Annotated in this window: 19 protein-coding genes and 1 pseudogene; 10 read left to right on the plus strand and 10 right to left on the minus strand. The window is 69.3% G+C overall.

Going from position 1 to position 26,971, the window contains the following annotated elements; genetic code table 11:
- Positions 1-431, plus strand: a pseudogene (locus tag J0695_RS03310) (AfsR family transcriptional regulator); the annotation flags it as partial.
- Positions 432-454: 23 nt separating this feature from the next.
- Here the strand turns inward: J0695_RS03310 and J0695_RS03315 are convergent.
- From J0695_RS03315 to panB, 3 genes are all read right to left on the minus strand, one after another.
- A complete protein-coding gene (locus J0695_RS03315; protein WP_206959986.1) occupies positions 455-1,300 on the minus strand; it encodes an ABC transporter permease in 846 nt (281 codons plus the stop codon).
- Positions 1,297-2,325: an ATP-binding cassette domain-containing protein gene (locus J0695_RS03320; protein WP_206959991.1), complete on the minus strand. Its 1,029-nt coding sequence runs from the start codon at positions 2,323-2,325 to the stop codon at positions 1,297-1,299. The genes J0695_RS03315 and J0695_RS03320 overlap by 4 nt, the downstream gene beginning before the upstream one ends.
- Before the next feature lie 99 nt (positions 2,326-2,424).
- The gene (panB, locus tag J0695_RS03325) at positions 2,425-3,276 is read right to left on the minus strand and encodes a 3-methyl-2-oxobutanoate hydroxymethyltransferase (RefSeq protein ID WP_206959993.1); all 852 of its coding nucleotides are present in this window, start codon (positions 3,274-3,276) and stop codon (positions 2,425-2,427) included.
- A 284-nt stretch (positions 3,277-3,560) separates the two neighbouring features.
- On the opposite strand from panB, the gene J0695_RS03330 reads away from it, so the two are divergent.
- From J0695_RS03330 to J0695_RS03345, 4 genes are all read left to right on the plus strand, one after another.
- Positions 3,561-5,171, plus strand: a complete 1,611-nt coding sequence (locus J0695_RS03330; RefSeq protein WP_206959995.1) for an MFS transporter — start codon at positions 3,561-3,563, stop codon at positions 5,169-5,171.
- 13 nt (positions 5,172-5,184) lie between these two features.
- Positions 5,185-5,820 carry a TetR/AcrR family transcriptional regulator gene (locus J0695_RS03335; RefSeq protein WP_206959997.1) on the plus strand — a complete coding sequence of 212 codons (636 nt, stop codon included), beginning with the start codon at positions 5,185-5,187 and terminating at the stop codon, positions 5,818-5,820.
- Between the two features lie 155 nt (positions 5,821-5,975).
- Positions 5,976-7,013, plus strand: coding sequence for an endonuclease/exonuclease/phosphatase family protein (locus J0695_RS03340; RefSeq protein WP_206960005.1), 1,038 nt, complete (start codon positions 5,976-5,978; stop codon positions 7,011-7,013).
- 134 nt (positions 7,014-7,147) lie between these two features.
- Positions 7,148-8,365 carry an MFS transporter gene (locus J0695_RS03345; RefSeq protein WP_206960007.1) on the plus strand — a complete coding sequence of 406 codons (1,218 nt, stop codon included), beginning with the start codon at positions 7,148-7,150 and terminating at the stop codon, positions 8,363-8,365.
- A gap of 6 nt (positions 8,366-8,371) precedes the next feature.
- On the opposite strand, the gene J0695_RS03350 is transcribed toward J0695_RS03345, so the two are convergent.
- Positions 8,372-10,123: an NAD+ synthase gene (locus J0695_RS03350; RefSeq protein ID WP_206960009.1), complete on the minus strand. Its 1,752-nt coding sequence runs from the start codon at positions 10,121-10,123 to the stop codon at positions 8,372-8,374.
- A gap of 17 nt (positions 10,124-10,140) precedes the next feature.
- Positions 10,141-10,830, minus strand: coding sequence for a TetR/AcrR family transcriptional regulator (locus J0695_RS03355; protein ID WP_206960011.1), 690 nt, complete (start codon positions 10,828-10,830; stop codon positions 10,141-10,143).
- Between the two features lie 75 nt (positions 10,831-10,905).
- Between J0695_RS03355 and J0695_RS03360 the strand changes: the two genes are divergently transcribed.
- Positions 10,906-12,570 (plus strand): FAD-dependent monooxygenase, encoded by a 1,665-nt coding sequence (locus J0695_RS03360; RefSeq protein WP_206960013.1) that lies wholly within the window; start codon positions 10,906-10,908, stop codon positions 12,568-12,570.
- A 59-nt stretch (positions 12,571-12,629) separates the two neighbouring features.
- The gene (gadC, locus tag J0695_RS03365) at positions 12,630-14,075 is read left to right on the plus strand and encodes a glutamate/gamma-aminobutyrate antiporter GadC (RefSeq protein ID WP_206960016.1); all 1,446 of its coding nucleotides are present in this window, start codon (positions 12,630-12,632) and stop codon (positions 14,073-14,075) included.
- Positions 14,076-14,101: 26 nt separating this feature from the next.
- On the opposite strand, the gene J0695_RS03370 is transcribed toward gadC, so the two are convergent.
- From J0695_RS03370 to J0695_RS03380, 3 genes are all read right to left on the minus strand, one after another.
- Positions 14,102-16,048 carry a S53 family peptidase gene (locus tag J0695_RS03370; RefSeq protein ID WP_206960018.1) on the minus strand — a complete coding sequence of 649 codons (1,947 nt, stop codon included), beginning with the start codon at positions 16,046-16,048 and terminating at the stop codon, positions 14,102-14,104.
- Positions 16,049-16,168: 120 nt separating this feature from the next.
- A complete protein-coding gene (locus tag J0695_RS03375; RefSeq protein WP_206960050.1) occupies positions 16,169-16,810 on the minus strand; it encodes a DUF305 domain-containing protein in 642 nt (213 codons plus the stop codon).
- 17 nt (positions 16,811-16,827) lie between these two features.
- Complete coding sequence (locus J0695_RS03380) at positions 16,828-17,475, minus strand: thioredoxin-like domain-containing protein (RefSeq protein WP_206960020.1); 648 nt, start codon at positions 17,473-17,475, stop codon at positions 16,828-16,830.
- Between the two features lie 134 nt (positions 17,476-17,609).
- On the opposite strand from J0695_RS03380, the gene J0695_RS03385 reads away from it, so the two are divergent.
- Both J0695_RS03385 and glnA2 read left to right on the plus strand, forming a co-directional pair.
- Positions 17,610-19,196: an FMN-binding glutamate synthase family protein gene (locus J0695_RS03385; RefSeq protein ID WP_372445695.1), complete on the plus strand. Its 1,587-nt coding sequence runs from the start codon at positions 17,610-17,612 to the stop codon at positions 19,194-19,196.
- 111 nt (positions 19,197-19,307) lie between these two features.
- Positions 19,308-20,669 (plus strand): gamma-glutamylpolyamine synthetase GlnA2, encoded by a 1,362-nt coding sequence (glnA2, locus tag J0695_RS03390; protein ID WP_206960024.1) that lies wholly within the window; start codon positions 19,308-19,310, stop codon positions 20,667-20,669.
- Positions 20,670-20,686: 17 nt separating this feature from the next.
- Here the strand turns inward: glnA2 and J0695_RS03395 are convergent, their stop codons facing one another.
- Both J0695_RS03395 and J0695_RS03400 read right to left on the minus strand, forming a co-directional pair.
- Positions 20,687-21,475 carry a hypothetical protein gene (locus tag J0695_RS03395; RefSeq protein ID WP_206960026.1) on the minus strand — a complete coding sequence of 263 codons (789 nt, stop codon included), beginning with the start codon at positions 21,473-21,475 and terminating at the stop codon, positions 20,687-20,689.
- 128 nt (positions 21,476-21,603) lie between these two features.
- Positions 21,604-23,697 (minus strand): DUF8189 domain-containing protein, encoded by a 2,094-nt coding sequence (locus J0695_RS03400; RefSeq protein WP_206960027.1) that lies wholly within the window; start codon positions 23,695-23,697, stop codon positions 21,604-21,606.
- A 255-nt stretch (positions 23,698-23,952) separates the two neighbouring features.
- Here J0695_RS03400 and J0695_RS03405 point away from each other — a divergent pair, with 255 nt between their 5' ends.
- Positions 23,953-26,955, plus strand: a complete 3,003-nt coding sequence (locus J0695_RS03405; RefSeq protein WP_206960029.1) for a bifunctional [glutamine synthetase] adenylyltransferase/[glutamine synthetase]-adenylyl-L-tyrosine phosphorylase — start codon at positions 23,953-23,955, stop codon at positions 26,953-26,955.
- Positions 26,956-26,971 lie beyond the last annotated feature (16 nt).

Consider the following 26,971-nt stretch of genomic DNA (forward strand, 5'->3'; position numbering starts at 1 on the left):
ATGAGTTCGTCAGGGGGTCGTTCTCCGTCTTCGACGGCTTCGTGGTGGGGATCCGCGCCTATCTGGAGAGTGTGGACCAGCAGTACGACGCCGCCTGGGAGCTGGCGGTCAGGGCCCTGGAGCTGGCCGACGATCCGCTGACCGAGATGGTCGCGCCCCAGATGCCGCCGACGTACCTGCGGCTCATCGCGAAAGCCATGGCCTCGCTCGGTGGCCGGGAGCTGGGTCTGAAAGCGGCTCAACTGCTGGGCGCCTCCGACCGGATGCTGCCCCCGGCTCATGTCGCGACGGCCTTGGAACGCGAGACCCGCGCCACTGCCGAGTCGGCGGCCCGCACGGTGCTGGGGGATGCGGAGTACGAGGCCGGATACGCCGAAGGCGGCAACCTCTCCAAGGAGGAGGCCACCGCCCTCGTGCGACGCGATCGCTGAGAACCTTTCGAACGGACCGGCGATCAGGTCTTGTCGCGGAACTTGCGGATGGCCAGCGGTGCCGTGAGCACGGTGATGGCCACGGCCCAGCCGAGCGTCAGGAACACGGAGTGGGCGACCGGGCCGCCCATCATCAGCCCGCGGGCCGCGTCGGCGAGATTGGAGAGCGGGTTGTAGTCGGTGAACGACTGGAGCCAGCCCGGCATCGACGTCGGCGGGGCGAAGATGGAGGAGCCGAACTGCAGCGGCATCATCACGAGCATCGCCATCCCCTGGACGGCCTGGGCCGTCTTCATGGTGAGTCCGAGCAGAATGAAGATCCACATCAGTGAGGCGCCGAAGACCAGGGAAAGACCGACCGCCGCGAGGAGCCCGAGCACCGAGGTCTGGATGCTCATGCCCAGGATGAAGCCCATGATCAGCAGGATGGACGTGGCGACCATCATCCGGCCGATCTCGACGACGATCTTCGCGATGAGGACGGAGGACCGGGCGATCGGCATACTGCGGAACCGGTCCATCACCCCCTTCTTGAAGTCGTCGTTGACACCGGTCCCGACGGCCATGGAGATGTTCATCCCCATCATCGCCATCATGCCGGGCACCAGGTAGTTGACGTAGTCGCCCTGATTGCCCTTGCCTGCGATCGCGCCGCCGAAGACGTACGTGAACAGCAGGATGAAGATGATCGGCATCAGCAGGACGTCGAACATCGACTCCGGGTCTGCCTTGATCTGCAGGGTGTTGCGACGCGCCAGGGCGCCGATGTGGCGCAGGTTGCCGCGCAGGCCGATGCGGCCTTCTTCGGAAACCGGCTTGGTCTGTGGCGCGGGGGCCTTCGGCGGCGCCGTGATCGTTGCGGTGCTCATACCGAGACCTCCTGGGGAATGGCGTCGGACACGATGTCCTCGGCTGCATCGGCCGGCTTCTCGCCGGTGATGGCCAGGAACACCTCGTCCAGACTGGGCAGATGGGTGCCGATGTTGGTGATGCCGAAGCCGCGTGCGCCCAACAGGCCGACCACTGCGGTCAGTTGTTCGTCGCTGAGGATCGGCACATTGAGCAGACCGTCGTCGGGGACGGCCTGGGAGCCCGCGAGGCCGTCGAGGCCCGCGTCGTTGATTGCGATGGCCATCGCGGTCAGCTGCGAGGGGTCGGAGGGCTGGATCTGCAGCGTGCGGCCGCCGACCTTCGCCTTCAGCGCGTTGACGCCGCCGTTGGCGATGACCTTGCCCTTGTCGATGACCGTCAGCTCACCTGCGAGCTGCTCGGCCTCCTCCATGTACTGGGTGGTGAGGAGCACGGTCGCCCCCTCCGCGACCATCCTCTTCACCTCGTCCCAGACCTCGTTACGGGTGCGGGGGTCGAGTCCGGTCGTCGGCTCGTCCAAGTACAGGACGGACGGCTGTCCGATCATGGAGGCGGCCAGGTCGAGCCTGCGCCGCATACCGCCGGAGTAGGTCATGGCGGCCTTCTTGGCCGCCTCGGTCAGGGAGAACCGCTCCAGCAGCTCGTCCGAGCGGCGGCGGGCCTCCTTGCGGGAGAGATCGAGCAGCCGCCCGATCATGTAGAGGTTCTCCCAGCCCGAGAGCTTCTCGTCGACCGAGGCGTACTGCCCGGTCAGGCCGATCACCCGGCGCAGCTGCCGGGGCTGGGTCAGCACGTTGTACCCGGCGACCATGGCGGTTCCGGAGTCCGGCTGGATGAGGGTGGAGAGCACTCGCACCAGGGTGGTCTTGCCGGCGCCGTTGGGGCCGAGGACCCCGTGGACGGTGCCTTCCCTGACATCCAGGTCCACGCCGTCCAGAGCCTTGGTCTCGCCGTAGTGCTTGACCATCCCCCGTACCTCGACGGCGTTGGCGCCGTTGCTGGGGTTCTTGTCGATTCGCGTCATGTCCACTATTGGAGCAGTGCCCACTGACAACCCACCGACAGGATGCCGACAGCCCGCCGATGGGGGATGTCGGCGGGCTGTCGGTGCGTGCGGCAGTGGTCAGTGGAAGGTGTGCTCCTCCTGCGGGAACGATCCGCCCATGACGTCGTCGGCGAAGGCCTTCGCCGCGTCGCCGAGGGTCTGGCGGAGGTTCGCGTACTGCTTGGTGAAGCGCGGGACCTTGCCGCCGGTGAGGCCGACCATGTCCGTGTAGACGAGCACCTGCGCGTCCGTCTCGGGGCCGGCCCCGATGCCGACGGTGGGGATGTGCAGGATGCGGGTGACCTCGGCCGCGATCTCCGAGGGCACCAGTTCCAGGACGACGGCGAAGGCGCCCGCGTCCTGGACCGCCTTGGCGTCGCGCAGCAGCTGCTGCGCGGCCTCCTCGCCCCGCCCCTGGACCCGGTAGCCCATGGAGTTGACCGACTGCGGGGTCAGGCCGATGTGGCCCATGACCGGGATGCCGGACTGGACGAGCAGCTCGATCTGGGTGTGCGAGCGCTCACCGCCCTCCAGCTTGACCGCGCCGACGCCCGCCTCCTTGACCAGCCGCGTCGCGCTGCGCAGCGCCTGGACGGGGCCTTCCTGGTACGAGCCGAACGTGAGGTCCCCGACGATCAGGGCGCGCGAGGTGCCCCGTACGACGGCGGCCGCCAGCATCGTCATCTCGTCCATGGTGACCGGGACGGTGGTGTCGTAGCCGAGGTGGCAGTTGCCCATGGAGTCCCCGACGAGCATGACCGGGATCCCGGCCTCGTCGAAGACGGACGCGGTCATCGCGTCGTAGGCGGTGAGCATCGGCCACTTCTCGCCGCGCTCTTTGGCTGCGGTGATGTCGTGGACGGTGATGCGGCGGGTGCCCTGGCCGCCGTAGAGGGCGTTCTTCGGGGCGGCCTGAAGTGGTTGCGTCATCGCAACGGCTCCTGTTCTTCGTCATCTCGAGGCGCCCTGACGGCGTCCCCGGACCACATCCATGGTGACACCATTGCCGGGGCGGAGGGAAGTGGGCCCGCGCCGGGGGCTTGCCTCCTCCTGCGGCTCCGCCCCGGACCCCGGTCCTCAAGGTCCCCCCTCGACGGGCTTGATGTGCCTGACGTGGGCACTTTGCGCGCGGGCGCGCCCGCTGGGACGCGCTCAAGGTAAAAACCTTCCAATACGAGACGGTCTCGTATCGAAATGCATCTAGTCTTTACGCCATGACTACATCCACGGGGGCCCCTGCCGCGCCCCGCATACCCGAAGCCGTCCACCGGCGCCGCTGGGCCATCCTCGCCGTACTCATGCTCAGCCTGCTGATCGTGGTCCTGGACAATTCGATCCTCAACGTCGCGATCAAGACGATCTCGACCCCGGACCCCGTCGGCCTCGGCGCCACCCAGAGCGAGCTCGAGTGGGCCATCAACTCGTACACCCTGGTCTTCGCCGGGCTGCTCTTCACCGCCGGTCTGCTCGGTGACCGCCTCGGCCGCAAGAAGGTGCTCCTCTTCGGCCTCGCCGTCTTCGGCATCGGCTCGGCGCTCGCCGCCGAGTCGGGATCACCCGTCGAGCTCATCATCTTCCGCGCCCTGATGGGCCTGGGCTCGGCCTTCGTCATGCCGGCCACGCTCGCCATCCTGATGAACGTCTTCGAGCGCGACGAGCAGCCCAAGGCGATCGGCATCTGGGCCGGCGGCGTCGGCCTTGCCATCGCGATCGGCCCGATCACCGGTGGCGTCCTGCTCGACCACTTCTGGTGGGGCTCGGTCTTCCTCATCAACGTCCCGATCGTGATCATCGCGATCGCCCTGATGACCTTCATCGTCCCGGACTCCCGCGACCCCAAGCCCGGCCGGATCGACCTCGTCGGCGTCCTGCTCTCCGTCGTCGGTCTCGTCCTGCTCGTGTACGGAATCATCAAGGGCGGCCAGCTCGCCGACTTCACCGACCCTGCCGTCCTGGCCACCGCAGGTGCGGGCCTCGTCGTGCTGATCGGCTTCGTCCTGTACGAGAAGCGCAGCGACCACCCGTCGGTCGACATCACCTACTTCAAGAACAAGGTCTTCTCGGCGGCCATCTCCGCCATCGCCCTGGTCTTCTTCGCCCTGATGGGCGTGACGTTCTTCTCGGTCTTCTACACCCAGTCCGTACGCGGCTACTCGCCCCTGCAGACCGGTCTGCTGATGCTCCCCCTCGCCGCGGCCCAGATCATCTTCTCGCCGCGCGCCCGCCTGGTCGTCGACCGTTTCGGTGTGAAGGCCACCTGCACCGGCGGCATGCTGCTCATCGCCGCGATGCTCGCCGCCTTCATGATTCTGGACGCGGACACGCCGATCTGGATCCTGGAAGTCATCTTCTTCCTGATGGGCACCGGAATGGCGCACATCATGACGCCCACCAGCGTCGTGATCATGCAGGCGCTGCCGCGCGAGAAGGCCGGCTCCGCCTCCGCGCTCTCCAACACCTTCCGCCAGGTCGGCGGCGCGCTGGGCATCGCGGTGCTCGGCTCCGTGCTGTCCTCCGCGTACCGCAACGGCATCGAGGACAAGCTGTCCCTGCTCCCGCCGGGCCTGCGGCACACGGCGGGGGAGTCCATCGAGGCGACCCTCGGCGTCGCGGGCACTCTCGGCGACAAGGGCAAGGTGCTCGTCGGCGCGGCCAACGACTCCTTCCTGGACGCCATGCACACCACCGCGCTCTGTGGTGCGATCGTCGCCCTGATCGGCGCGATCGTGGTTGCCCTCTTCCTTCCGGGGAAGCCTCCGGCCCAGGTGAGCGGTGCTGCTGAGACGGACGAGCAGCCCGTGTCGGCGACAATCGGCACGGACTGACAGGCGCAGTGCGATGAGAGGTGGAGCGGGCGTGTCCTCGACCGGGCAGGATGACGTACGGCAGGAGAACCGGCGCGGAAGGCCGCGTTCGGAGGCGGTCGAGCGGTCGATCGTCGAAGCCGTGGTGAAACTGCTCGAAGAGGGCGCGCCCCTCGCCGAGATCTCCATCGAGCGCATCGCCCGCACGGCGGGCGTGGGCAAGGCGACCATCTACCGACGGTGGAAGGGCAAGGAGGAGCTGCTCGTCGATGTGCTGAAGGACATCGAGCCGGTGGATCCGCCACTGCCCGGCACCTCGGTACGCGACGATCTCGTGGCCATGCTCGAATCGCTGCGCAGGCGGGGGCTCGCCCAGCGCTCCTCCGTACTGCTGCACAACGTCTTCGCGCAGATGAAGAGTTATCCCAAGCTCTGGGACGCGTACCACGACACGGTGGTCGAGGCCCGGCGGCGGCTGGGCAGGGAGATCATCAACCGGGGAGTCGCGGAGGGGGCCATCCGCGCCGACGTACCCCTCGACCTGATCAATGACATCTTCGTCGGCCCGATGCTGCTCCGTACGATCCTGCGGCCTGACGCCGATCTGCCCGAGGACCTCGCCGAGCAGCTCGTGGATCTTGCTCTGGAAGGGTTGAAGCCGCAGGTCTGAAGTGTGCGCGTTGTGTCACAGCCGCAACCTCCTGTGGCTGTCCCCCCGTCCTGATGTCTGTACGGCCGCCCATGGGCGGCGGGGAAAAACGCCGTTGATATCGCCTAGGGTCTGAGGCGGGACGGCGTGCACGGCAAGGCAGTGAGGGCAGCGGTATGGCGCAGGCGTACATGGAGGAAACGGGAAACCCCAACGATGGCGCCTCGGAAGCCGAGCGGCCGGGACCCGGACCCCGGCGCCTGTTCGGCGGACGCTGGCGCGGCGATCGGGACATCTGGCGGCGGGGCATCGTCCTCGGCGGCTTCGCGGTCCTCATCGCGCTGCTGATGCTCTTCCACGCGCAGATCCCCAACCGGATCGGCAACCTCGGCAGCCTCACCGAGACCTTCCTGCCCTGGCTGGGCATGATCGGCATCCCGGTGATCCTGCTCTTCGGGCTGCTGCGCCGCTCGGCGACCGCGCTGATCGCCCTGCTGCTGCCGCTGATCGTCTGGCTGAACCTGTTCGGCGGCCTGCTCACCGACAAGACGAATTCGGGCGGCAATCTCACCGTCGCCACGCACAACGTGAACGCCGACAATCCCGACCCGGTGGGCACGGCCAAGGATGTCGCGTCCTCGGGCGCGCAGGTCCTGGCGCTGGAGGAGATCCCGTCGGGCAAGGTCTCGACGTACGAGAACGCCCTCGCGGCCACCTACCCGTACCACTCGGTGCAGGGCACGGTCGGTCTCTGGTCGAAGTACCCGATGACGAACACCAGGTCCGTCGACATCCAGATGGGCTGGACCCGTGCGATGCGCTCCACGGTGGCGACCCCGGCCGGCAAGGTCGCCGTCTTCGTCGCCCACATGCCGTCGGTGCGCGTGAAGCTCGACGCCGGATTCACCGCGTCGCAGCGCGACGCCAGCGCGGACGCGCTCGGCCATGCGATCGCCGCCGACACCACGGGCAAGACGATTCTGCTCGGTGACCTCAACGGCACGATGAACGACCGCTCGCTGAACGCCATCACCTCCCAGATGCGCTCCACGCAGGGCGCGGCGGGCAACGGCTTCGGGTTCAGCTGGCCCGCTTCCTTCCCGATGGCGCGGATCGACCAGATCCTCGTCAAGGGCGTCAAGCCGATGTCGTCGTGGACGCTGCCCAAGACCGACAGCGACCACCTTCCGATCGCAGCCCGCGTGCAGATCTGACGCAACGCTGCGCGGGGGTCCGGGGGTGTCCCCCAGAATGCACAGCCCTGGTGGGACTTTTCTTCTGAGAGACTTTGTTCCGTAGCTGTACATAAAGCGCTGCGGACCTCCTGCCTCTTTTTGAAAGGTCACTCATGCCCCTGGCCCTGCTGGCTCTCGCCATCGGAGCTTTCGGTATCGGCACCACCGAGTTCGTGATGATGGGCCTGCTGCCCAACGTCGCGTCCGATCTCCACACCACCATCCCCGCCGCGGGACACCTCGTCTCCGCGTACGCCCTCGGGGTCGTCATCGGCGCCCCGCTGCTCGCGGCGCTCACCGCGAAGCTGCCGCGCCGCACCGTGCTCATCGCCCTGATGGTGCTCTTCGTCGTCGGCAACGCGCTCTCCGCCTTCGCGCCGAGCTACGACTGGCTGCTCGCGGCCCGGATAGTCAGCGGGCTGCCGCACGGCGCCTTCTTCGGCGTCGGCGCGGTGGTCGCCACCGGTCTGGTCGGCCCCGAGCGCAAGGCCCGTTCGGTCTCGATGATGTTCCTCGGCCTGACCATCGCCAACATCATCGGCGTCCCCGCCGCCACGCTCATGGGCCAGCACCTCGGCTGGCGCGCGACCTTCCTCGCGGTCAGCGCGATCGGCCTGGTCGCCATCGCCGCGATCGTGGCCCTGATCCCCGCGATGCCCGCCGACCCGAAGGCGGCAGGCGTACGGCGTGAACTCGCCGCCTTCCGCACGCTGCCGCTCTGGCTGGCGCTCGGCACCACGGTCGTCGGCTTCGGCGCGCTCTTCGCCGCGTACAGCTACATCACCCCGATGCTCACCGAGGTCGCGGGCTTCTCTCAGGGCAGCGTGACCATCCTGCTCGCCCTCTTCGGGGTCGGCGCGACCGCGGGCAATCTGCTCGGCGGGCGCTTCGCCGACCGCTCGCTGCGGGGCACGCTGTACGGCGGCCTGGCCGCGCTCACCGCCGTGCTCGCCCTCTTCCCGCTGTTCCTGCAGGCGCAGTGGAGCGCGGGTCTCGCCGTGATCCTGCTGGGCGGCGCCGCCTTCGTCACCGGCTCCCCGCTCCAGCTCATGGTCATGGAGAAGGCCCAGGGCGCACCCTCGCTGGCCTCCTCCGCCAACCAGGCCGCCTTCAACCTGGCCAACGCGGGCGGAGCCTGGATCGGCGGCGTCGCGATCGCCGCGGGCTTCGGCTATGTCTCGCCCGCCGTCGCGGGCGCGGGCCTCGCCGTGCTCGGCCTGGTCTTCGCGGTCGGCGCGGCCCGGGTCGACCGGCGGGCGGACGCGCGAGGCGTTCCCGTACGCGAAGAAGCGCGGCCCGCGCACGAACTGCAGGCCGCCCCTCTCCCGTGACGTCCGTCAGCTGCCCTCGCGCCAGCGGTTGGTGATCGGCAGCCTGCGGTCCTTGCCGAAGCCCTTGGGGGAGATCTTGGTGCCCGGCGGGTACTGGCGCCGCTTGTACTCCGCCGTGTCCACCATCCGCAGCGTCTTCGCCACCAGCTCCGGGTCGAAGCCGGCGGCGACGATCGCCTCGCGGCCCTGGTCCCGGTCGACGTACATCTCCAGGATCGCGTCCAGGACGGGGTAGTCGGGCAGGGAGTCGGAGTCCACCTGGCCGGGCCGCAGTTCGGCGCTGGGCGGCTTGGAGATCGAGTTCTCGGGGATCGGCGGGGTCTGGCCGCGCTCGGCGGCGGCGCGGTTGCGCCACTCGGCGAGGCGGAAGACCGCCGTCTTGTAGACGTCCTTGATCGGTCCGTACGCGCCGACCGAGTCGCCGTAGAGCGTCGAATAGCCCACCGCCAGCTCGGACTTGTTGCCCGGCGCCAGGACGATCTGGCCCTCCTGGTTGGAGATCGCCATCAGGGTGGTGCCGCGGATCCGGGACTGCAGGTTCTCCTCGGCGAGACCGGTGAGACCGAGCGAGGCCATATAGGCGTCGAACATCGGCTCGATGGCCACGGTCCGGTAGTTGAGGCCGGTGCGCCTGGCCAGCTCGGCGGCGTCGCCTCGGGAGTGGTCCGAGGAGTACTTCGACGGCATGGAGACGCCGTGGACGTTCTTCGCGCCCAGCGCATCGCAGGCGATGGCGGCGACCAGTGCCGAATCGATTCCGCCCGAGAGGCCGATGAGGACGGAGCTGAAACCGTTCTTCGCGGCGTACGCACGCAGCCCCACGACCAGCGCGGTGTAGAGCTCCTCGTCGTCGTCGAGCCGGTCCGCGTAACCGCCGCCGTACTCGGTCTCGTACGCGGGCAGCGGCTCCTCGCTGATCGTGACGTGCTCGATCCGCAGCCCGTCGTCCACGATGCCCTCGGGCACCGCGCCCGCGGCGGGCAGCTCCAGGTCGAGGACCACACATCCCTCGCTGAACTGCGGGGCGCGCGCGATGACTTCACCGGCCGCGTCGACGACGATCGAGTCCCCGTCGAAGACCAGCTCGTCCTGGCCGCCGGTCGTCGCGAGGTAGGCGGTGGTGCACCCGGCCTCCTGGGCGCGCTTGCGCACCAGCTCCAGGCGCTGGTCGTCCTTGTTCATCTCGTACGGGGAGGCGTTGATGGAGATCAGCAGCCCGGCCCCGGCACTGCGGGTGGCAGGCACCCGGCCGCCGTCCTGCCAGAGGTCCTCGCAGATGGCGAGCGCGATGTCGATGCCGTGGACGCGTACGACCGGAAGGGTCACGCCCGGCACGAAGTACCGGAACTCGTCGAACACGCCGTAGTTGGGGAGATGGTGCTTGGAGTAGGTCAGCGCGACCTGCCCCCGGTGCAGCACGGCCCCCGCGTTGCGCGGAGCGCCGGCGGGCTGCCCGTACCGTGGCTGGGCCTGCTCGGTCCTGTCGAGATATCCGACGATGACGGGGAGTTCCCCGAATCCCTCGTCGGCGAGCCGCTGCGCGAGCGCGTGGAGCGCGGCCCGCGAGGCTTCGACGAAGGAGGAGCGCAGCGCGAGGTCTTCGACGGGGTACCCGGTCAGCACCATCTCGGGGAACGCCACGAGGTGGGCGCCCTGCTCGGCCGAGTGCCGGGTCCAGTGGACGATCGCCTCGGCGTTCCCGGTGAGATCGCCGACGGTCGAGTCGATCTGATTCAGTGCGAGGCGTAGTTGAGGCACGGTCCCCAGTCTAATCGTCAGAGCGACGCGATGTCCTTGTGAGGGCGTACTGCCGTACCCCAGTCCGGGCCGGTGCCGCGCTCCAGGACGTCGAAGAGGCGGTCGGCCAGGGCGCGGATGCCGGGGTGGATCGCGTCCGCCCTTTCGCCGGAAGCCGTACGGCGTGCCGCCTCGCGGGTGAGGGTGTCGCGGATGGTCTGCACCGAGGCCGCCACGTACCGCACTTCGGGGTCGTACGGGGTACGGCCGGCCGCCGCGGCCAGGACCTCCGCGAGGGCGGCAATCGCCTCCTCGCTCATCTCGCGCCACCGTGCACTCAGGGCCGGGCTGTCGATGACCACCTGCAGGAAGAGGCCCATGCTGTCGACGACGCCGCTCAACGGGTGCCGGTCGTCGATGAGTTGCAGGGTCCTGCGGCGAAGGGACGCCAGTGGAGGCTCGTCCTCGGCGCGGTCGCGTACCGCGTCGGTGAGCACGGCGACGATCTCGGGGCCGCGGTCCAGATAGAGGTTCTCCTTGCGCGGGAAGTAGTTGAAGACCGTCATCGCGGACACATCGGCGGCCTCGGCGATCTCGGCCACCGTGACGGCATCGAAGCCGCGCGCCATGAACATCAGTGTGGCGACACCCGAGATATGGGCCCGCATCTCCTGCTTCTTGCGCTCCCGCCGCCCCAGCGGGGGTGCGTCGGCCTGCCCGTCTGTCATGCGCCCACCCTACGATAAAACTGGACTCGACTCAAAGGTTGTAGTGACTAAACGAATTGACGCATACTCGGTCGCATGACAACTCGCCGCACAACCAAGGGCTTTGACGCCGACGTACTGGTCGCGGGGGCAGGACCGACCGGTCTGATGCTCGCCAATGAACTGCGCATCGCCGGGATCTCCTCCGTTGTCGTGGAGCGCGACACGGAGATCGACCCGACGGTCAAAGCGGGGGCGATCGGCCCCCTCGCCGTGGAAGCCCTGCATCGCAGGGGGCTCGGTCCTGCCCTGGAGGCCGCCTCGCTTCAGGCGCTGTCGCAGGTGCTCGGCAACTTCCGTACCAAGAACCCCGAACTCGACGACAGGATGCGGGATTTGGAGGAGACGGGCGCTTCGCCCGCCGAGGTCGCCGCCGCGGTGAACAAGAAGGCGGCCTTCGGCAGCAAAGGGCATTTCGCAGGGCTGTGGCGCATCGACGCCGCCAAGCGCGGCGAGAGCGGACGGGCCATGGTGGTCGTGGGGCAGCAGGCGCTGGAGGCGGTGCTGGAGGAGGCGGTGAGCGCGGCGGCGGTGGACGCGGCGGCGGTGGGCGGCGCGCCCGAGGTGAGGATCGAGCGCGGCCGTGCCGTGACCGGGCTCTCCCAGGATGCCGACGGTGTCACCGTCGACACCGAGGGGGAAGGCGGTGCGCGGACCCTGCGCGGCCGCTGGCTGGTGGGGTGCGACGGCGGGCGCAGCCTGGTGCGCAAGCTCAGTGACTTCGCATTTCCGGGTACGGAACCGACCATGACGGGGCATCAGTTCATCGCCGAGTACGCCGACCCCGATGTGCTGCTGCCGTTCGGCTGGCGGCGTACCGAGACCGGCATGCTGGCGTACGGACCGATGCCCGGCCGGCTCTTCCTCGCGCGCTTCGACGGACCGCCCGCCGACCGCGACGCACCCGTCACCCTCGAAGAGGTCCAGGCGGCGGCCCGCCATGTCACGGGTACGGACGTCGTCGTCACCGCGGTGAAGTCGGCCACGCGCTTCACCGACAACGCCCGCCAGGCGAGCGACTACCGCAGCGGCCGCGTCCTGCTGGCGGGCGACGCCGCGCACGTGCACTCACCGTTCGGCGGACAGGGCCTCAACCTCGGGCTCCTCGACGCGGTCAACCTGGGCTGGAAGCTGGCCGCCGTCGTCGCCGGCCGCGCCCCGGACGGCCTCCTGGACACGTACACCGCCGAACGCCACCCGGTCGGCGCCCGCGTACTCGCCAACACGCGCGCCCAGGTCGCCCTGATGCGGCCGGGCCCGCACGTGGACGCGCTGCGCGACCTCATGGGCGAGCTCCTCGACGACGTCGGTGAGGCCAACGCGTACTTCGGACGCATGCTGGGCGGCCTCGACACCCGGTACGAGATGCCGTACGCGGACGGAGTACCCGACGAGGCGATGCCCCTGCTGGGACGCCCGGTCCCCGACCTGCGCCTCGCCGACGGCTCACGCCTGTCGGACCATACGGCGACCGGCCGCGCGGTGCTCGTCGCACCGGAGACCGGCCTGGCAGCGAAAAGGACCAGCCGGGTCACGGTGGTGGCCACGGGCCTCTCGGCCGAGGAGGCGCACCGCGGCATCGGCGCCCTGCTGGTGCGCCCCGACGGCATCGTCGCCTGGTCGGCGGGAACGGGCAGCGAGCCGGACCACGCGCTCCTGGAGAAGGCCCTGGACGCGTGGTTCGGAGCCCGCAGCGCGTAGAAGCCCCGTACAGCCCCCGACAACATGCGACCCCACCCCACCGAGTCGATCATGGGCCCATGACGACCACGGAAGCGGTGCGCGACGGCGAGATCCCCGCGGGCGACGGTACGAAACAGCAGTTCATCTCCTGGGTGACGCTCGCGCTGATGACCACCGCGTCCGTCGCCAGTCTGCGGCCCTCGCCCACGATGGCCATCTACGGACTCGCGGCGGTCTTCCTCTATCTGCTGCCCGCCGTCGTCTTCCTGGTCCCCACGGCCCTCGCCTCCGCCGAGCTCGCCTCAGGCTGGTCAGGCGGGATCTACCGGTGGGTCAGCGAGGGGCTCGGCAAGCCGCTGGGGTTCGTCGCCGTCTGGTGCCAGTTCGCGATGACCATCGCCTACTACCCGAGCCTGCTGGCGTTCGTCGCCTCGACGTTCGCGTACGTCATCGATCCGAGCCTCGCCGACAACGGGCTCTATATCGCGATCGTGATCATCGTCGTCTACTGGACCGGGGTGCTGATCTCGTCCCGCGGGACCAGGACCGTCGCCGGCCTCTCCAGCGCGGGCCTGATCATCGGCACCCTGATCCCCGGCGTGCTGCTCGTCGTGCTCGGCTTCGTCTTCCTCGGACAGGGCAACCCCTCCGCCGCCCCGATGAGCGCCGACCACTGGCTGCCGCCGTGGACCGGTCTGGCGAGCCTGGTGCTGATCGTCAACAACTTCCTGAGCTACGCGGGCATGGAGATGAACGGCGTCCATGTCTCCTCGCTGCGCAAGCCCGGCAGCCAGTACCCGAAGTCGATCTTCCTCGCGACGGGTCTCGTCCTGCTGATCTTCGTGCTGCCCGCCCTCGCCATCAGCTGGGTCATGCCGGCCAAGGAGCTCAGCCTCACCTCGGGCCTGATGCAGGCCTTCCAGGCGTTCTTCGACTACTTCCACGTCGGCTGGATGACCAAGGTGGTCGGCGTGATGGTGGTCGCCGCCTCGCTCGGCGGGATGCTCACCTGGCTGTCCGGGCCCTCCAAGGGGCTGCTGCTGATCTCGCGCCAGGAGGGGTATCTGCCGCCCTGGCTGCAGCAGTTCAACAAATTCGGGGTGCCGCAGAACATCATGGTCGCGCAGGGCGTGCTCACCACCCTGATCGGGATCCTCTACGCGTTCAGCTCGAACGTCTCCAGCCAGTACTGGATGTTCTCGGTGATCACGGTGCAGATCTACCTCATCGCGTATCTGCTGATGTTCGTCGCCATCGTCGTGCTGCGGAAGAAGCAGCCGGAGGTCGAACGCGGCTTCAGGGTGCCGGCCGTGACCTGGGTCGCGAGCATCGGCTTCGTCGCCTCGCTCGCCGCGCTCGTGATCGGTTTCGTACCGCCGGACCAGTTCGGCGACGACCCGCTCTGGCGCTATCTGCTCGTCGTCGGCGGCGGACTGCTGGTGCTCGGGGTGCTGGCCCCGGCCGCCTTCCTGAAGTTCCGGAAGGCGTCCTGGGTGCACCCCGAGCACCGCGGTGGTGCCTAGCTCCAGCGCTGTCTCCAGCGCTGTCTCTAGCGCTTGCTGAAGGAACTCACGTAGCCGCGCGCGGGGGAGCCGACGCCGGTGACGTCGTCATAGCCCACGACCGCCTTGAGCGAGCTGTCCTGGCCGAGCGTACGCAGCGAGGTCAGCAGGCCGCCGGAGGCGTCCACGCCGTTGGCGAAGTCGTTCCGTACGACCGCGAGACCCTGTCCCTGGCCCAGCGGGTGGTCCGTGACGTCGTGGTACAGCGGGGTGCCGTAACGGCTGTAGATCGACGGGTTCGCGAAGCCGATCGGGATGCCGTGCCGTGCCTGCTGCGCCAGAGCCTGGACGCCCGCGATGACCGGGGCTGCCAGCGAGGTGCCGCCGATGCGGTACTGGTCGTAGCCCAGGGTGCCGTCGGGCAGGGTCTGGGTCTGGCCCACCAGGAAACCGGTGTTGGGGTCTGCGACCGCCGCGATGTCCGGGACGGTGCGCATGGCCTTGGAGCCGTTCGCCTTGGCGAGCGAGTTCGGGACCACACCGCGCTGGTAGAACGGCTGCGCCACCGTGGCGCTGGTGCCGCCGCCGGCACCCGAGGTGAACGGCCCGGGGAAGCCCGTCCAGCTCTTGCCGTCGTCCGAGAGGTTGGCCTTCTCGGTGCCCCAGCCGGTCTCGAACGTGTACTTGTCGCCCTTGCCCACGGCCAGCGAGGTGCCGCCGACCGCCGTCACCCAGGCGGAGTTGGCCGGGGTGTCGACCTGCTTCACACCGGTGTTGGCGACCTGGTCGCCGTCGTCACCGGAGGAGAAGTAGAAGCCGATGCCCTCGACCGCGCCGGTCTGGAAGACCTGGTCGTAGGCGGCGGCCAGCGCCGGGGTCTGGTTGGCCTCCACGTCGCCCCACGAGTTGGAGACGATGTCGGCCAGGTGGTTGTCGACGACCTTGGAGAGGGAGTCGAGCAGATCGTCGTCGTAGCAGGAGGCCCCGCCGACGTAGACGATGTTCGAGTCGGGCGCGACCGCGTGCACGGCTTCGACGTCGAGGGTCTCCTCGCCGTACCAGCCCGCTGCCCCGCACTCCTCGATCTTGGTGTAGTCGGCCGGAAGGACCTGGGAGAGCTGGCCCTTCTTGTAGCCCTTGTCACCGTTGAGCCCCGCGTACTTGGCGGCGTCCTGGGCGATGTACGGCGAGGCGTACGCGTCCGTGATCGCGACCGTGACGCCCTTGCCGGTCTTGTCGCCCGCACCGTAGGCGGCACGCAGCTGCTTGCCGGTGTAGCCCTTGATCGCGTACGGGGCCTTCGACCCGTAGGCGCTCGGCAGCTTCTTGTCGGTGTTCGAGCCGTAGTACGACGAGAACGGGCCCGCGTTGCGGAAGACCGCGTCCGGCGGCGGCAGCGTGTCGTCGTGCTTGACGACGTGCGGCGCGCTGTCGAGACCGACGACGGTGAGCACCGCGTTCTGCAGCGCCTGGGGAGCCGACGCCGTGCCCGCGGGGGCGCGGTAGGTGTGGCTGCCCTTGCGGTAGTTGTGGAGCTGGGTGGAGAAGGCCTTCTCGGCGGCGGCGACATCGCCGGTCACCGAGACGTAGTGCTGGTTGGTGCCCGTGACCGTGAGGCCGGCGGACTTCAGCCAGGCGGAGACCTGCTTGACCTGCTCCGGGGACGAACCGAAGCGGGCCTGGACCTGCTTCGGGCTCAGGTACTTCCCGTACGAAGCGGACTGCGGGTCGGACACCGCCTGTGCGTAGTCCGTCAGACCCTGCGCATCGCGCCCGGCCAGATAGACACGCGCGCTGACCTTGCTGGAGTCGGCCGTGGCGCCGCGGTCCGCGGAGGTCGTCGCCCAGGTGGGCTTGGTGCCCTGCAGGGCGTGACGGCCGTGTGCGGTGTCGGCGCTGGCCGTGGGTATGGACAGCGCGAGCGCGCCGGCGAGCAGTGGCAGTGTCGCTGCCAGGCTCACACCGGCGCGCATCATGGTGCGGCTGGATCTCATGGAACCCCCTGTGGTGCGGTTCATCGTGGGTGGACGCGCATAGACGCGTGCGTACGACACCTTGCCGATGAACTGTTCACGTCAGGGGTATGCATTGGTCAAGAAGCGATCAAGTGAAGGTCAGCGCGGTGCAGTTGCCGTCGCCCCGCGCGCCTTGAGCAGATCGGCCATGAGCTGGATCTCGGACTTCTGGCCGTCGACCATGCCCTGCGCCAGCTTCTTCTCCGTGGGAACCTTGCACAGCTCCACACAGCCCTCGGCCATGTGGATGCCGCCCTTGTGGTGCGCGGTCATCAGCTGGAGGTAGAGGATCTCCGCCTGCTTCCCGCTCACCTCGCCCAGCTTCGTCAGCTGCGCGCGGGTGGCCATGCCCGGCATCAACGCCCCGTCGGTGGGCGGCTCCTCGCCCATCCCCATCCACGCCATCGGCAGCGCGCCGGCATCGGTGACCGGCAGACCCCAGAGGTTCAGCCAGCCCAGCATCATGCCGCGCTGGTTGGCCTGGGTGTTGGCGATGTCGTACGCGAGCCGCCGCACATCGGCGTTGTCCGTACGATCACGGACGATGAAGGACATCTCCACCGCCTGCTGGTGATGGACCGACATGTCGCGCGCGAAGCCCGCGTCCGCGGAGCCGGTGGCCGGCGTGCGCGCAGCGGACGACGAGGACCCGTCGCTGCCGCCGCCGTCGCTCCGGGCCGAGGCCACCGTCGCGGCGGCGGCGAAGAGCAGCGCCAGGACGACGGCCGCGACGGCCGCCATCCTGGTCCGGGTCAGCGTCACTGGCTCAGTCCGCTGGTGCAGGCGGCGCCCGGCTCAGGGGTCTGCGCCCCCTGCACGTACTTGGTGAAGAACTGGTTGACCCGCGGGTCGGCCGCGCTGTCCACCGTCACCTGCTTGCCCCACGCGCTCAGCATGATCGCGCCGGTCTGGTTCGTGTACGGGCTCATCAGCGAGTAAGGGGTCGTCTTCACCTTGTCGCCGAGCTTCTTCACATCGGCCGCGGAGGCCTTGTCCGTGTACGTCACCCAGACCGCGCCGTGCTCCAGCGAGTGCACGGCGTTCATGTCGTTGAGGGGCTTGGTGTAGACGTCCCCGTTGCAGTTCATCCAGACCTGGTTGTGGTCACCGCCCACCGGCGGGTGCATCGGGTACGTGACCTGCTTGGTGACGTGGTTGCGGGTCAGCTTCTTGGCGTCCCAGTCCTTCTCGCCCTTGATGGGGGCCTTGGCCGCCGCGCTCTTCGCGTCCTTCTTGTCCGACTCCTTGTTGAGCATGTACGCACCGAAGCCCACCAGGCCGAGGACAACGGCCGCGCTCACGGTGATCGCGATGATGCGACTGCGCCGCTCGCGCGACTGCTCGGCGCGGCGCATCTCCTCTATTCGAGCCTTGCGGTCGTTCTTCGAAGTCTTGGCGGAGGCCATGATCTGCGTCCTTCTGCGGTAACGGGCGAGGCATATGAGGCCCCGGTTGTGCCGCAGGCCCCCCATGGCCCGAGATGGTATAGGCATACGCGAACGGGGGACCCGAAGGACCCCTGAGCCGAGGAGCAACCGTGGTGCGAAAAGTCGTGGTCGCCGTGCTGGTGGCCGTCGCGCTGGCCCTGACCGTCCTGGCGGTCTTCGCCGGCCCCTGGTGGTGGTGCGGCGCCGTCCCACTGCTCGCGGCCGCCGCCGTGGGTACGTACGACGTGCTGCAGCGCCGCCACTCGCTGCTGCGCAACTACCCCGTCGTCGGACATCTCCGCTATCTGCTGGAGAAGATCCGCCCGGAGATGCAGCAGTACTTCATCGAGCGGGACTACGACGGGATGCCCTACGACCGCGACACCCGCTCCACGGTCTACGAGCGCGCCAAGGGCACCGCGGACCAGGACCCCTTCGGCACCGAACTGGACGTCTACGCACCGGGCTACGAGTTCTTCGTCCACTCCGTCGCCCCGAGCCCGGTGCCCGGCGAGGCGCCGCGTGTGCGGATCGGCGGCCCCGGCTGTACGCGCCCGTACGACATGGCCCTGCTCAATGTCTCCGCGATGAGCTTCGGCTCGCTCTCCGCCCAGGCGATCCTGGCGCTCAACCGGGGTGCGGCGGCGGGCGGCTTCGCGCACGACACCGGGGAGGGCGGGATCTCCGAGTACCACCTGAAGCACGGTGGGGACCTGGTCTGGGAGATCGGCACCGGCTACTTCGGCTGCCGTACCGACGACGGCGACTTCGACGAGAAGGAGTTCGCGCGCAAGGCGGCGGGCGAGAGCGTGCGCTGTGTGTCGCTGAAGCTCTCCCAGGGCGCCAAGCCCGGCATGGGCGGGGTGCTGCCGGGGGCCAAGGTCAACGCCGAGATCGCCCGGGTGCGGGAGGTCCCCGAGGGGAAGACCGTGATCTCGCCCAGTTACCACCGGGTCTTCTCGACCCCGCGTGAACTGATCCGCTTCATCGGCCGGATGCGCGAGCTCGCGGGCGGCAAACCGGCAGGCTTCAAGCTCTGCGTGGGCAGCCGCCGCGACGTGCTGGCGATCTGCCGGGCGATGGCCGAGGAGGACATCACCCCGGACTTCATCATCGTCGACGGCGCCGAGGGCGGCACCGGGGCGGCCCCCATGGAGTTCGTCGACCATGTGGGGATGCCGCTCACCGAAGGGCTCGGGATCGTACACAACGCGCTGGTCGGGGTCGGGCTGCGGGACCGGGTCCGGATCGGCGCGAGCGGCAAGGTCGCCACCGGATCCGACATCGTCAAGCGGCTCATCCACGGCGCGGACTACACCAACGCGGCACGCGCCATGATGTTCGCCGTCGGGTGCATCCAGGCGCAGCGCTGCCACACCAACACCTGCCCCGTCGGGGTCGCCACCCAGGACCCGCGGCGTGCGCAGGCGCTGGACGTGGCGGACAAGTACCGGCGCGTGCAGCGCTTCCAGCAGGCGACTGTCCACAGTGCGATGCAGATCATGGCGTCGATGGGCGTCAGCGACCCGGCCGACCTGCGGCCGTACATGCTGCACCGGAGGATCTCCCACCACGAGGTGGCGTCGTACGCGCAGCTGCTCACCTGGCTGGAGCCCGGACAGCTCCTCACCGGAGATCCACTGCCCGCGGAGTGGGAGCACGCCTGGGAGACCAGCGACCCGGACACCTTCATCGCGTAGGACGTACCTCACAATGGGGCAGGGGCGGTGGGCAACACACCCGAAACCATGGCATGCGATGCTCAGGACGGCAGGCGGCCTGACCGGCGAGGATGGGTAGGAACAGCAGATATGGACAAGCAGCAGGAATTCGTGCTCCGTACGCTCGAGGAGCGCGACATCCGCTTCGTACGGCTGTGGTTCACCGATGTCCTCGGTTTCCTCAAGTCCGTCGCTGTCGCGCCCGCCGAGCTGGAGCAGGCCTTCGACGAGGGCATCGGCTTCGACGGCTCCGCCATCGAGGGCTTCGCGCGCGTCTACGAGTCCGACATGATCGCCAAGCCGGACCCGTCCACCTTCCAGATCCTCCCCTGGCGCGCCGAGGCCCCGGGCACGGCCCGGATGTTCTGCGACATCCTGATGCCGGACGGCTCGCCGTCCTTCGCCGACCCGCGCTACGTACTGAAGCGGATCCTCGCCAAGACCTCCGACCTGGGCTTCACCTTCTACACCCACCCGGAGATCGAGTTCTTCCTGCTGAAGAACAAGCCGCTCGACGGGACCGTCCCCACCCCGGCCGACAACTCCGGCTACTTCGACCACACCCCGCAGAACGTCGGCATGGACTTCCGCCGCCAGGCGATCACCATGCTGGAGTCGATGGGCATCTCGGTCGAGTTCAGCCACCACGAGGGCGCGCCCGGCCAGCAGGAGATCGACCTCCGCTACGCCGACGCGCTGTCGACCGCCGACAACATCATGACGTTCCGGCTGGTCATGAAGCAGGTCGCGCTGGAGCAGGGCGTGCAGGCCACCTTCATGCCGAAGCCGTTCTCGGAGTTCCCCGGCTCGGGCATGCACACGCACCTCTCGCTCTTCGAGGGCGACCGCAACGCCTTCTACGAGTCGGGCTCGGAGTACCAGCTCTCGAAGGTCGGCAAGTCCTTCATCGCCGGTCTGCTCAAGCACGCCGCCGAGATCTCCGCCGTCACCAACCAGTGGGTCAACTCCTACAAGCGGATCTGGGGAGGCGGTGGACGCACCGCCGGCGCGGGCGGCGAGGCCCCCTCGTACATCTGCTGGGGCCACAACAACCGCTCGGCCCTGATCCGCGTCCCGATGTACAAGCCGGGCAAGACCGGATCGGCGCGCGTCGAGGTCCGCTCGATCGACTCCGGCGCCAACCCGTACCTGACATACGCCGTGCTCCTCGCGGCGGGCCTCAAGGGCATCGAGGAGGGGTACGAGCTCCCGCCCGGCGCGGACGACGACGTCTGGGCGCTCTCGGACGCCGAGCGCCGCGCGATGGGCATCGAGCCGCTGCCGCAGAACCTCGGTGAGGCGATTGCGCTGATGGAGCGCAGCGAACTGGTGGCCGAGACGCTCGGCGAGCACGTCTTCGACTTCTTCCTGCGCAACAAGAAGCAGGAGTGGGAGGAGTACCGGAGCGAGGTCACCGCCTTCGAGCTCCGCAAGAACCTGCCGGTTCTGTAGGCGTCAGGGGTCGGTGGTCACGGACCATCGGCCCCTGGGTCGGGTAGTTCGAGAGGCTTCAGGAGCGCTTCCCGGATGACCTTGACGATGTCGTCGATGTGCGCGGACACGCCCGCTTTGAAGCCCTCCCTGGTCAGGAGTTTCGCCAGTTCGGGGAGGTCGCTCACGGGAAGGCCCGTGGCGGGCTGTGCGGCGACCGCGCTGCGTTTTGTCTCGTATTCGGTGATCACCTGGCCGAGATGCGATTCGATCGCCACAAAGCCCTTTCTCAGGGATTCTTCGATGTCCTGTTGGCCGAATGCGTGATTCTCCGCCTGTCGTTTGAGGGTCTCGAATTCGAGCTGCTGGACATTGAGATCGCTGATGCGTTTTTCGTAGATGTCGAGGGTGATGTGTCCGCCGGGCTGGTTGCCGGTCTCGGCCCTCAACATCCGGCGTATTGCCTTCACTTGGTGGTAGAGGGCGAGTGTGGTGTCCAGTGCCGAACGGTACGACTCGTCCAGGCGGTCGCGTTTGTCGGACAGGGTGGTGACCTGGCGCCGCCAGTTCTCCATCCTGAGGTCGCGCTCTCTGTCGCGCTCTTTGGCGGCTTGGGTCCGGCTGTCGTTGAAGGCGAAAGTCGCTATGGCCGCGATGCTCCCGAAGACGGAAACCGCCAGGACCTGCATGGCTGTTTTGGCTGCCTCGTAATGCAGGGTATTGCTGGTGGGATTCCCGGACCAGGCCCACTGCAGAACGACCGCACTCGCCGCGGTTATCGCCACCAATAAGCAGATGCTGAGGATCCTGACGTTACGAAGTCTCATCGGCCACCCCTTCGCGGGAGAGTCGGAACAGGTTCATCCGGCTTACCGCGAGGATCAAGACCTGTCACGTACGAGAGCGGGCCGCCGGCAGATGCCGGTGGCCCGCTCTCGCGTGGGGACGGGTTGGTTCAGTGGACGCGGTTCCAGTGCAGCTTGCCGTCCAGGCCGATCGCGGCCACGCTCGCCGTGCCCGCGCTGTCCGTCACCAGCGCCGGGGCGCCCGCGAACAGGTAGCTGTCCTGGGTCCAGATGTCTGTCGAATGGGGTTTCCCCTGCTCAATGGGGTCTCCCCTGCTCGAACGAAGTTGAGAGCTTGGGGAAGAAGCCGAGAGCTTGGGGAAGGGTGCGGTGCCGAGGTGGCCCGAGCCCGTGCGGGCCGCCAGGGCCTTGCCCGTGGTGCTCACCGGGCCGAAGCCCGCCGCGCCGCCCGCCTCCGTGACCGGGGAGACGGTGGGCGTCGCGCCGGCGGTGACCAGGGCCGTCCGTACGTTCCCTGAATCCGTCTTACGGAAGTAGAGCCGCACCCCCTCGTCGTCGGCGCGTGCCGTCAGCGGGAGCGTGGTCGTCGGCAGGCCGGTGGGGACCGGGCCCTTCAGCGCGGCGCCCGGCGCCTGCTGGGTCCAGACCGCCACCGAGCGGGGGGTGGCGGCGAAGACGAAGCGGCGGCCCGACTTGTCGGTGGCGACGGCCGGGTCGCCGTGCAGTCCCTTGCCGCCGATCGAGTGCCACTTGGCCCAGTCGCCGTCCGCCTGCTGGGTGCGGGCGCTGAGCCCGAAGGCGCTGTTGCGCAGATAGACGGTGAGACGGCCGTCCCGGCCCACGGCGACCGCGGGGGCGCTGATGTCGGAGGTGCCGAAGTGGTCGGCGAGCTCGGGGCTGCCCAGCGACTGCCAGTCGCCGAACCGGCCGCCGGGGGTCTTCTGCACCGTGAGGACGACATCGCGCCGGTAGTCCGCCGCCGTCGAGCCGATGGTCGTACGGGTGCCGAAGACCGCGATCCGCCCGTCAGGGAGCTTCACCGTGGAGACACCGGGGTCGATGCCGGCGCCGGGCTTCAGCTCGGGCTCCGACCAGGTGCCCGCGGCGCCGGGGGAGCGGTGCCAGACGGCCAGGCGCTGGTCGAGCACGCCGAACGCGGACAGGCTGCCGTCGGCGCCGGGCTGCATCCAGGAGGTGGACTCGCCGCGGGTGTAGCGGATGGACTGCGTCCAGTCGTGGCCCGAGGGGTGCGCCGCGACCTTGCGGTCCCCGCAGCCGGACGCGGACTTGCAGTAGTTGTCGGCGTGGTCCTTCCACGCGTACGTCTCGACGGTGCGCAGTTTGGCGGCGGCGTTCGCCGGGTCCAGGGAGTGCCCCAGCCTGCCGGTGAAGTAGCCGAGATAGTTCTGCACGGTGAAGTGCGGGTGGTTCTTGGACGTCGCGTAGTGCGCGAGCGCGGCCTGGGCGAACCTCGCGGCGTACATGTGGTCCTGGTGGTCCAGGAGATTGCCGGTCTTCTCGTTGCGTCCCGGCGTCGGGTCGAGCAGGCGCACGCTGGTCGGCTGGAAGCGTTCGAGCAGCCCGGCGATCGTCGAGACGACCTCGGCCCTGGTGTACGAGAACCGGCGCTCGACCGGGGTCCCGGCCGACAGCTGGGAGCCGAGCGTCTGCACCGTGCCGTCCCACAGCCCGTGCAGGCTGTGCGGGCGGTAGCCCGCGACGCTGCCCGCCTCGTGCAGCTGCACCCACACCAGGCTCAGCTGGGGGCGCGCCTTGAGCACGTCGAGTTCGGCGGTGCCGCCGCCCGCGGTGGGCATCGTGGTGCGCTGCCAGGGGCTGCTGCGGTTCCCCGTCGCCATCTCGGCGTACGCCGCGCGGATGCCGTTCTGCCGGGCCTCCGCGTACTTCGCCTTGTCGGCCGGGGGGTGGTTCCTGGCGCCCCTGCCGCCCGCCATGTTGATGCCGTCGGCCTCTCCCGCGGTCAGGTACACCGAGGTCACGCTGGAGTGGGAGGCGATCGCCTGGCTGACGTCGGGGTTCATGAAGTACAGGTCGTCGTCCTCGTGGGCGAGGATCTGCATGACCGACTGACGTACGGTGCGCACCGGCTGCACGATCGGCCCATTGACGGTCACCGTGGGTGCCGACGAGGTGGCCGCCTCCGTCCCGACGACCGCAGCGGTTCCCGCAGCGATGGCGACGAGCAGTATCGCTATGGGGCCACGGCGGCGGAACGATGTCATGGGGTACGCCTTTGTCGTGCCGGAACGGAGGAGAAACCGTGATCGGGACCCGATCAGTCGGGAAGAGGGACACCCGGCCGGATCGGTTCACTGGCTATGCACAGCAATAGCTGTTGCCCGCGTCACCCGCCTCCCGGCGGCCACCGACGCGCACCGGCCCATGGAGGCTGTCGGACCCTGCGGCTACGCTCGGAATCCGAAGCTTGATCCAGACTCGTTCCGGAGCTTGTCTCAGGGGCCACGGAAGGCGGCGGCATGACGGTGCCCGGGCGCAGGAGCAGTACGTTCACCCGGCTGCTGCGGCACGGCTTCACCGCCCCCTCCGTCGCCGAGCGGCTGCTCGACGCCGATGAGCTGGCTCCCGTACGCACCGATCCGGTGCTCCTGGACGCCCTGGGCGCCACGGCCGACCCCGATCTGGCACTGCTCGGTCTCGTACGGCTCGCGGAGGCGCAGGAGCCCGACGAGCGGCGCGTCTTCTTCGACACACTGATCGCCGCCAAACCGCTGCGGGACCGGCTGCTCGGCGTGCTCGGGGCCTCCGAGGCGCTGGGCGACCATCTGGCCAGGCATCCGTCGGACTGGCACGCCCTCGTGACGTACGAGAGGGCGGATCTGCATCCGGGGGTCGCCGAGTTCGAGCGCGATCTGGCCGGGGCGGACGACGCCGTCTCGCTGCGGGTCGCCTACCGGCGGTGCCTGCTGGCCATAGCGGCCCGTGACGTCTGCGGTACGACCGATCTGGCACAGACCGCCGCCGAGCTGGCCGACCTGGCGACCGCGACCCTGCGCGCCGCCCTCGCCATCGCGTCGGCGGCCGCACCCGCCGACGCGGCGATCTGCCGCCTCGCGGTGATCGCGATGGGCAAGTGCGGCGGCCATGAGCTCAACTACGTCTCCGACGTGGACGTGATTTTCGTGGGGGAGCCCGCCGAGCCGACCGAGGGCGCCGACGAGGGCAAGGCCCTGCAGGCCGCGACCCGGCTCGCCTCGCACCTCATGCGGATCTGCTCCGAGACGAACATCGAGGGCACCATCTGGCCGGTCGACGCGAACCTGCGCCCCGAGGGCAGGAACGGGCCGCTGGTGCGGACGCTCTCCAGCCATCTGGCCTACTACCAGCGCTGGGCCAAGACCTGGGAGTTCCAGGCGCTCCTCAAGGCCCGCCCGGTCGCCGGCGACATGGAGCTGGGGGCGGAGTACATCGAGGCGGTGAACCCGCTGGTGTGGCAGGCGTCCGAGCGGGAGAACTTCGTCCCCGACGCGCAGAAGATGCGCCGCAGGGTCGTCGACAACATCCCCGCCGACCGGGTGGACCGCGAGCTCAAGCTCGGGCCCGGCGGACTGCGGGACGTGGAGTTCGCCGTACAGCTGCTGCAGCTGGTGCACGGCCGCAGCGACGCGACGCTGCACAGCGGCTCGACCCTGGAGGCGCTCACGGCACTGGCCGACGGGGGCTATGTGGGGCGGGCGGACGCGGCTCAGCTGGACGAGGCGTACCGCTTCCTGCGCACCATGGAGCACCGGATACAGCTCTACAAGCTGCGCCGGACCCACCTCGTGCCCGAGGACGAGGCCGATCTGCGGCGCCTGGGCCGTTCGCTCGGCATGCGCTCCGAGCCCGTCACCGAGCTCAACAAGGCCTGGCGGCGTCATGCCTCCGTGGTCCGCAGGCTGCACGAGAAGCTCTTCTACCGGCCGCTCCTGGACGCCGTGGCCCAGCTGGCGCCCGGTGAGATACGGCTCAGCCCCAAGGCGGCAGGACAGCGGCTGACCGCGCTCGGTTACGCCGATCCGGTGGCGGCCCTGCGGCATCTGGAGGCGCTCTCCTCCGGGGTCTCCCGCAAGGCCGCCATCCAGCGGACCCTGCTGCCCGTCCTGCTCGGCTGGTTCGCGGACTCCGCCGACCCGGACGCCGGCCTGCTCGGCTTCCGCAAGGTCTCCGACGCGCTGGGCAAGACCCCCTGGTATCTGCGGCTGCTGAGGGACGAGGGCGCCGCCGCGGAGAATCTCGCCCGGGTCCTCTCCGCCGGACGGCTCGCCCCCGACCTGCTGCTCCGCGCCCCCGAGGCGGTGGCGCTGCTCGGCGACCCCGAGGGGCTGAAGCCGCGCAGCCACCAGGCCCTGGAGCAGGAGGTGCTCTCGGCGGTCGGGCGCGCGGAGACGGCCGAGGGCGCGGTGGCCTCGGTGCGCGGGGTGCGCCGCAGGGAGCTGTTCCGTACGGCCGCGGGCGACCTCATCGGTTCGTACGGCACCGAGGAGAACCCGGCGGAGGAGGACCCGGGAGCCCTGGTCGACCGCGTGGGCAACGCGGTCACCGATCTGAACGCGGCCACCCTGTCGGGCGCGCTGCGCGCCGCCGTCCGCGCCGAGTGGGGCGACACGCTCCCCACCAGGTTCGCGGTCATCGGCATGGGCCGCTTCGGCGGTCACGAGCTGGGGTACGGCTCGGACGCGGACGTCCTGTTCGTCCATGAACCGCGCGAGGGGGTCGAAGAGCAGGAGGCCTCGCAGGCCGCGAACAAGGTGGTCGCCGAGATGCGCCGCCTGCTCCAGATCCCCACCGCCGACCCGCCGTTGCTCATCGACGCCGGTCTGCGCCCGGAGGGCAAGAGCGGGCCCCTGGTCCGCACCCTCGCCTCGTACGCCGCCTACTACCGACGCTGGTCGCTGGTCTGGGAGAGCCAGGCCCTGCTGCGCGCCGAGCCGATGGCGGGCGACCCCGAGCTGGGCGCCCGCTTCATCGAACTGATCGACCCGCTGCGGTATCCGCCGGAGGGCATCGGCGAGGACGCGGTCCGCGAGATCCGCCGCCTCAAGGCCCGGATGGAGTCGGAGCGCCTGCCGCGCGGCGCCGACCCCACGCTCCACGCCAAGCTGGGCCGCGGCGGTCTGAGCGACGTCGAGTGGACGGTCCAGCTCCTGCAGATGCAGCACGGCTGGTCCGAGCCCGGCCTGCGCACCACCCGCACCCGTGAGGCGCTCGCCGCGGCCCAGGCGGCGGGGCTGATCCCCACCGAGGAAGCCCAGACGCTGGACGACGCCTGGGTGCTGGCCACCCGGGTCCGTAACGCGGTGATGCTGGTACGGGGCCGGGCAGGCGACACCTTCCCCTCCGACGGGCGCGAACTGGGCGCGGTGGGGCGGTACCTGGGATACGAGCCGGGCCATGTCGGCGACATGCTCGACGACTACCGGCGCATCACCCGCAGGGCGCGGGCGGTGGTGGAGGAGAGGTTCTACGGAGCCCAGCCGTAGCCGCCCGAGCCGTGGC

Origin of the sequence: Streptomyces beijiangensis (assembly GCF_017315755.1) — a bacterium.
GTDB classification, from domain to species: domain Bacteria; phylum Actinomycetota; class Actinomycetes; order Streptomycetales; family Streptomycetaceae; genus Streptomyces; species Streptomyces beijiangensis.

What these genes read in the sequence shown, in the direction of transcription:
- J0695_RS03315 (WP_206959986.1), bottom strand. Translation starts at nt 1,300, where the DNA reads ATGAGCACCGCAACGATCACGGCGCCGCCGAAGGCCCCCGCGCCACAG.
- J0695_RS03320 (WP_206959991.1), bottom strand. Translation starts at nt 2,325, where the DNA reads ATGACGCGAATCGACAAGAACCCCAGCAACGGCGCCAACGCCGTCGAG.
- panB (WP_206959993.1), bottom strand. Translation starts at nt 3,276, where the DNA reads ATGACGCAACCACTTCAGGCCGCCCCGAAGAACGCCCTCTACGGCGGC.
- J0695_RS03330 (WP_206959995.1), top strand. Translation starts at nt 3,561, where the DNA reads ATGACTACATCCACGGGGGCCCCTGCCGCGCCCCGCATACCCGAAGCC.
- J0695_RS03335 (WP_206959997.1), top strand. Translation starts at nt 5,185, where the DNA reads ATGAGAGGTGGAGCGGGCGTGTCCTCGACCGGGCAGGATGACGTACGG.
- J0695_RS03340 (WP_206960005.1), top strand. Translation starts at nt 5,976, where the DNA reads ATGGCGCAGGCGTACATGGAGGAAACGGGAAACCCCAACGATGGCGCC.
- J0695_RS03345 (WP_206960007.1), top strand. Translation starts at nt 7,148, where the DNA reads ATGCCCCTGGCCCTGCTGGCTCTCGCCATCGGAGCTTTCGGTATCGGC.
- J0695_RS03355 (WP_206960011.1), bottom strand. Translation starts at nt 10,830, where the DNA reads ATGACAGACGGGCAGGCCGACGCACCCCCGCTGGGGCGGCGGGAGCGC.
- J0695_RS03360 (WP_206960013.1), top strand. Translation starts at nt 10,906, where the DNA reads ATGACAACTCGCCGCACAACCAAGGGCTTTGACGCCGACGTACTGGTC.
- gadC (WP_206960016.1), top strand. Translation starts at nt 12,630, where the DNA reads ATGACGACCACGGAAGCGGTGCGCGACGGCGAGATCCCCGCGGGCGAC.
- J0695_RS03370 (WP_206960018.1), bottom strand. Translation starts at nt 16,048, where the DNA reads ATGAGATCCAGCCGCACCATGATGCGCGCCGGTGTGAGCCTGGCAGCG.
- J0695_RS03375 (WP_206960050.1), bottom strand. Translation starts at nt 16,810, where the DNA reads ATGGCGGCCGTCGCGGCCGTCGTCCTGGCGCTGCTCTTCGCCGCCGCC.
- J0695_RS03380 (WP_206960020.1), bottom strand. Translation starts at nt 17,475, where the DNA reads ATGGCCTCCGCCAAGACTTCGAAGAACGACCGCAAGGCTCGAATAGAG.
- glnA2 (WP_206960024.1), top strand. Translation starts at nt 19,308, where the DNA reads ATGGACAAGCAGCAGGAATTCGTGCTCCGTACGCTCGAGGAGCGCGAC.
- J0695_RS03395 (WP_206960026.1), bottom strand. Translation starts at nt 21,475, where the DNA reads ATGAGACTTCGTAACGTCAGGATCCTCAGCATCTGCTTATTGGTGGCG.
- J0695_RS03400 (WP_206960027.1), bottom strand. Translation starts at nt 23,697, where the DNA reads ATGACATCGTTCCGCCGCCGTGGCCCCATAGCGATACTGCTCGTCGCC.
- J0695_RS03405 (WP_206960029.1), top strand. Translation starts at nt 23,953, where the DNA reads ATGACGGTGCCCGGGCGCAGGAGCAGTACGTTCACCCGGCTGCTGCGG.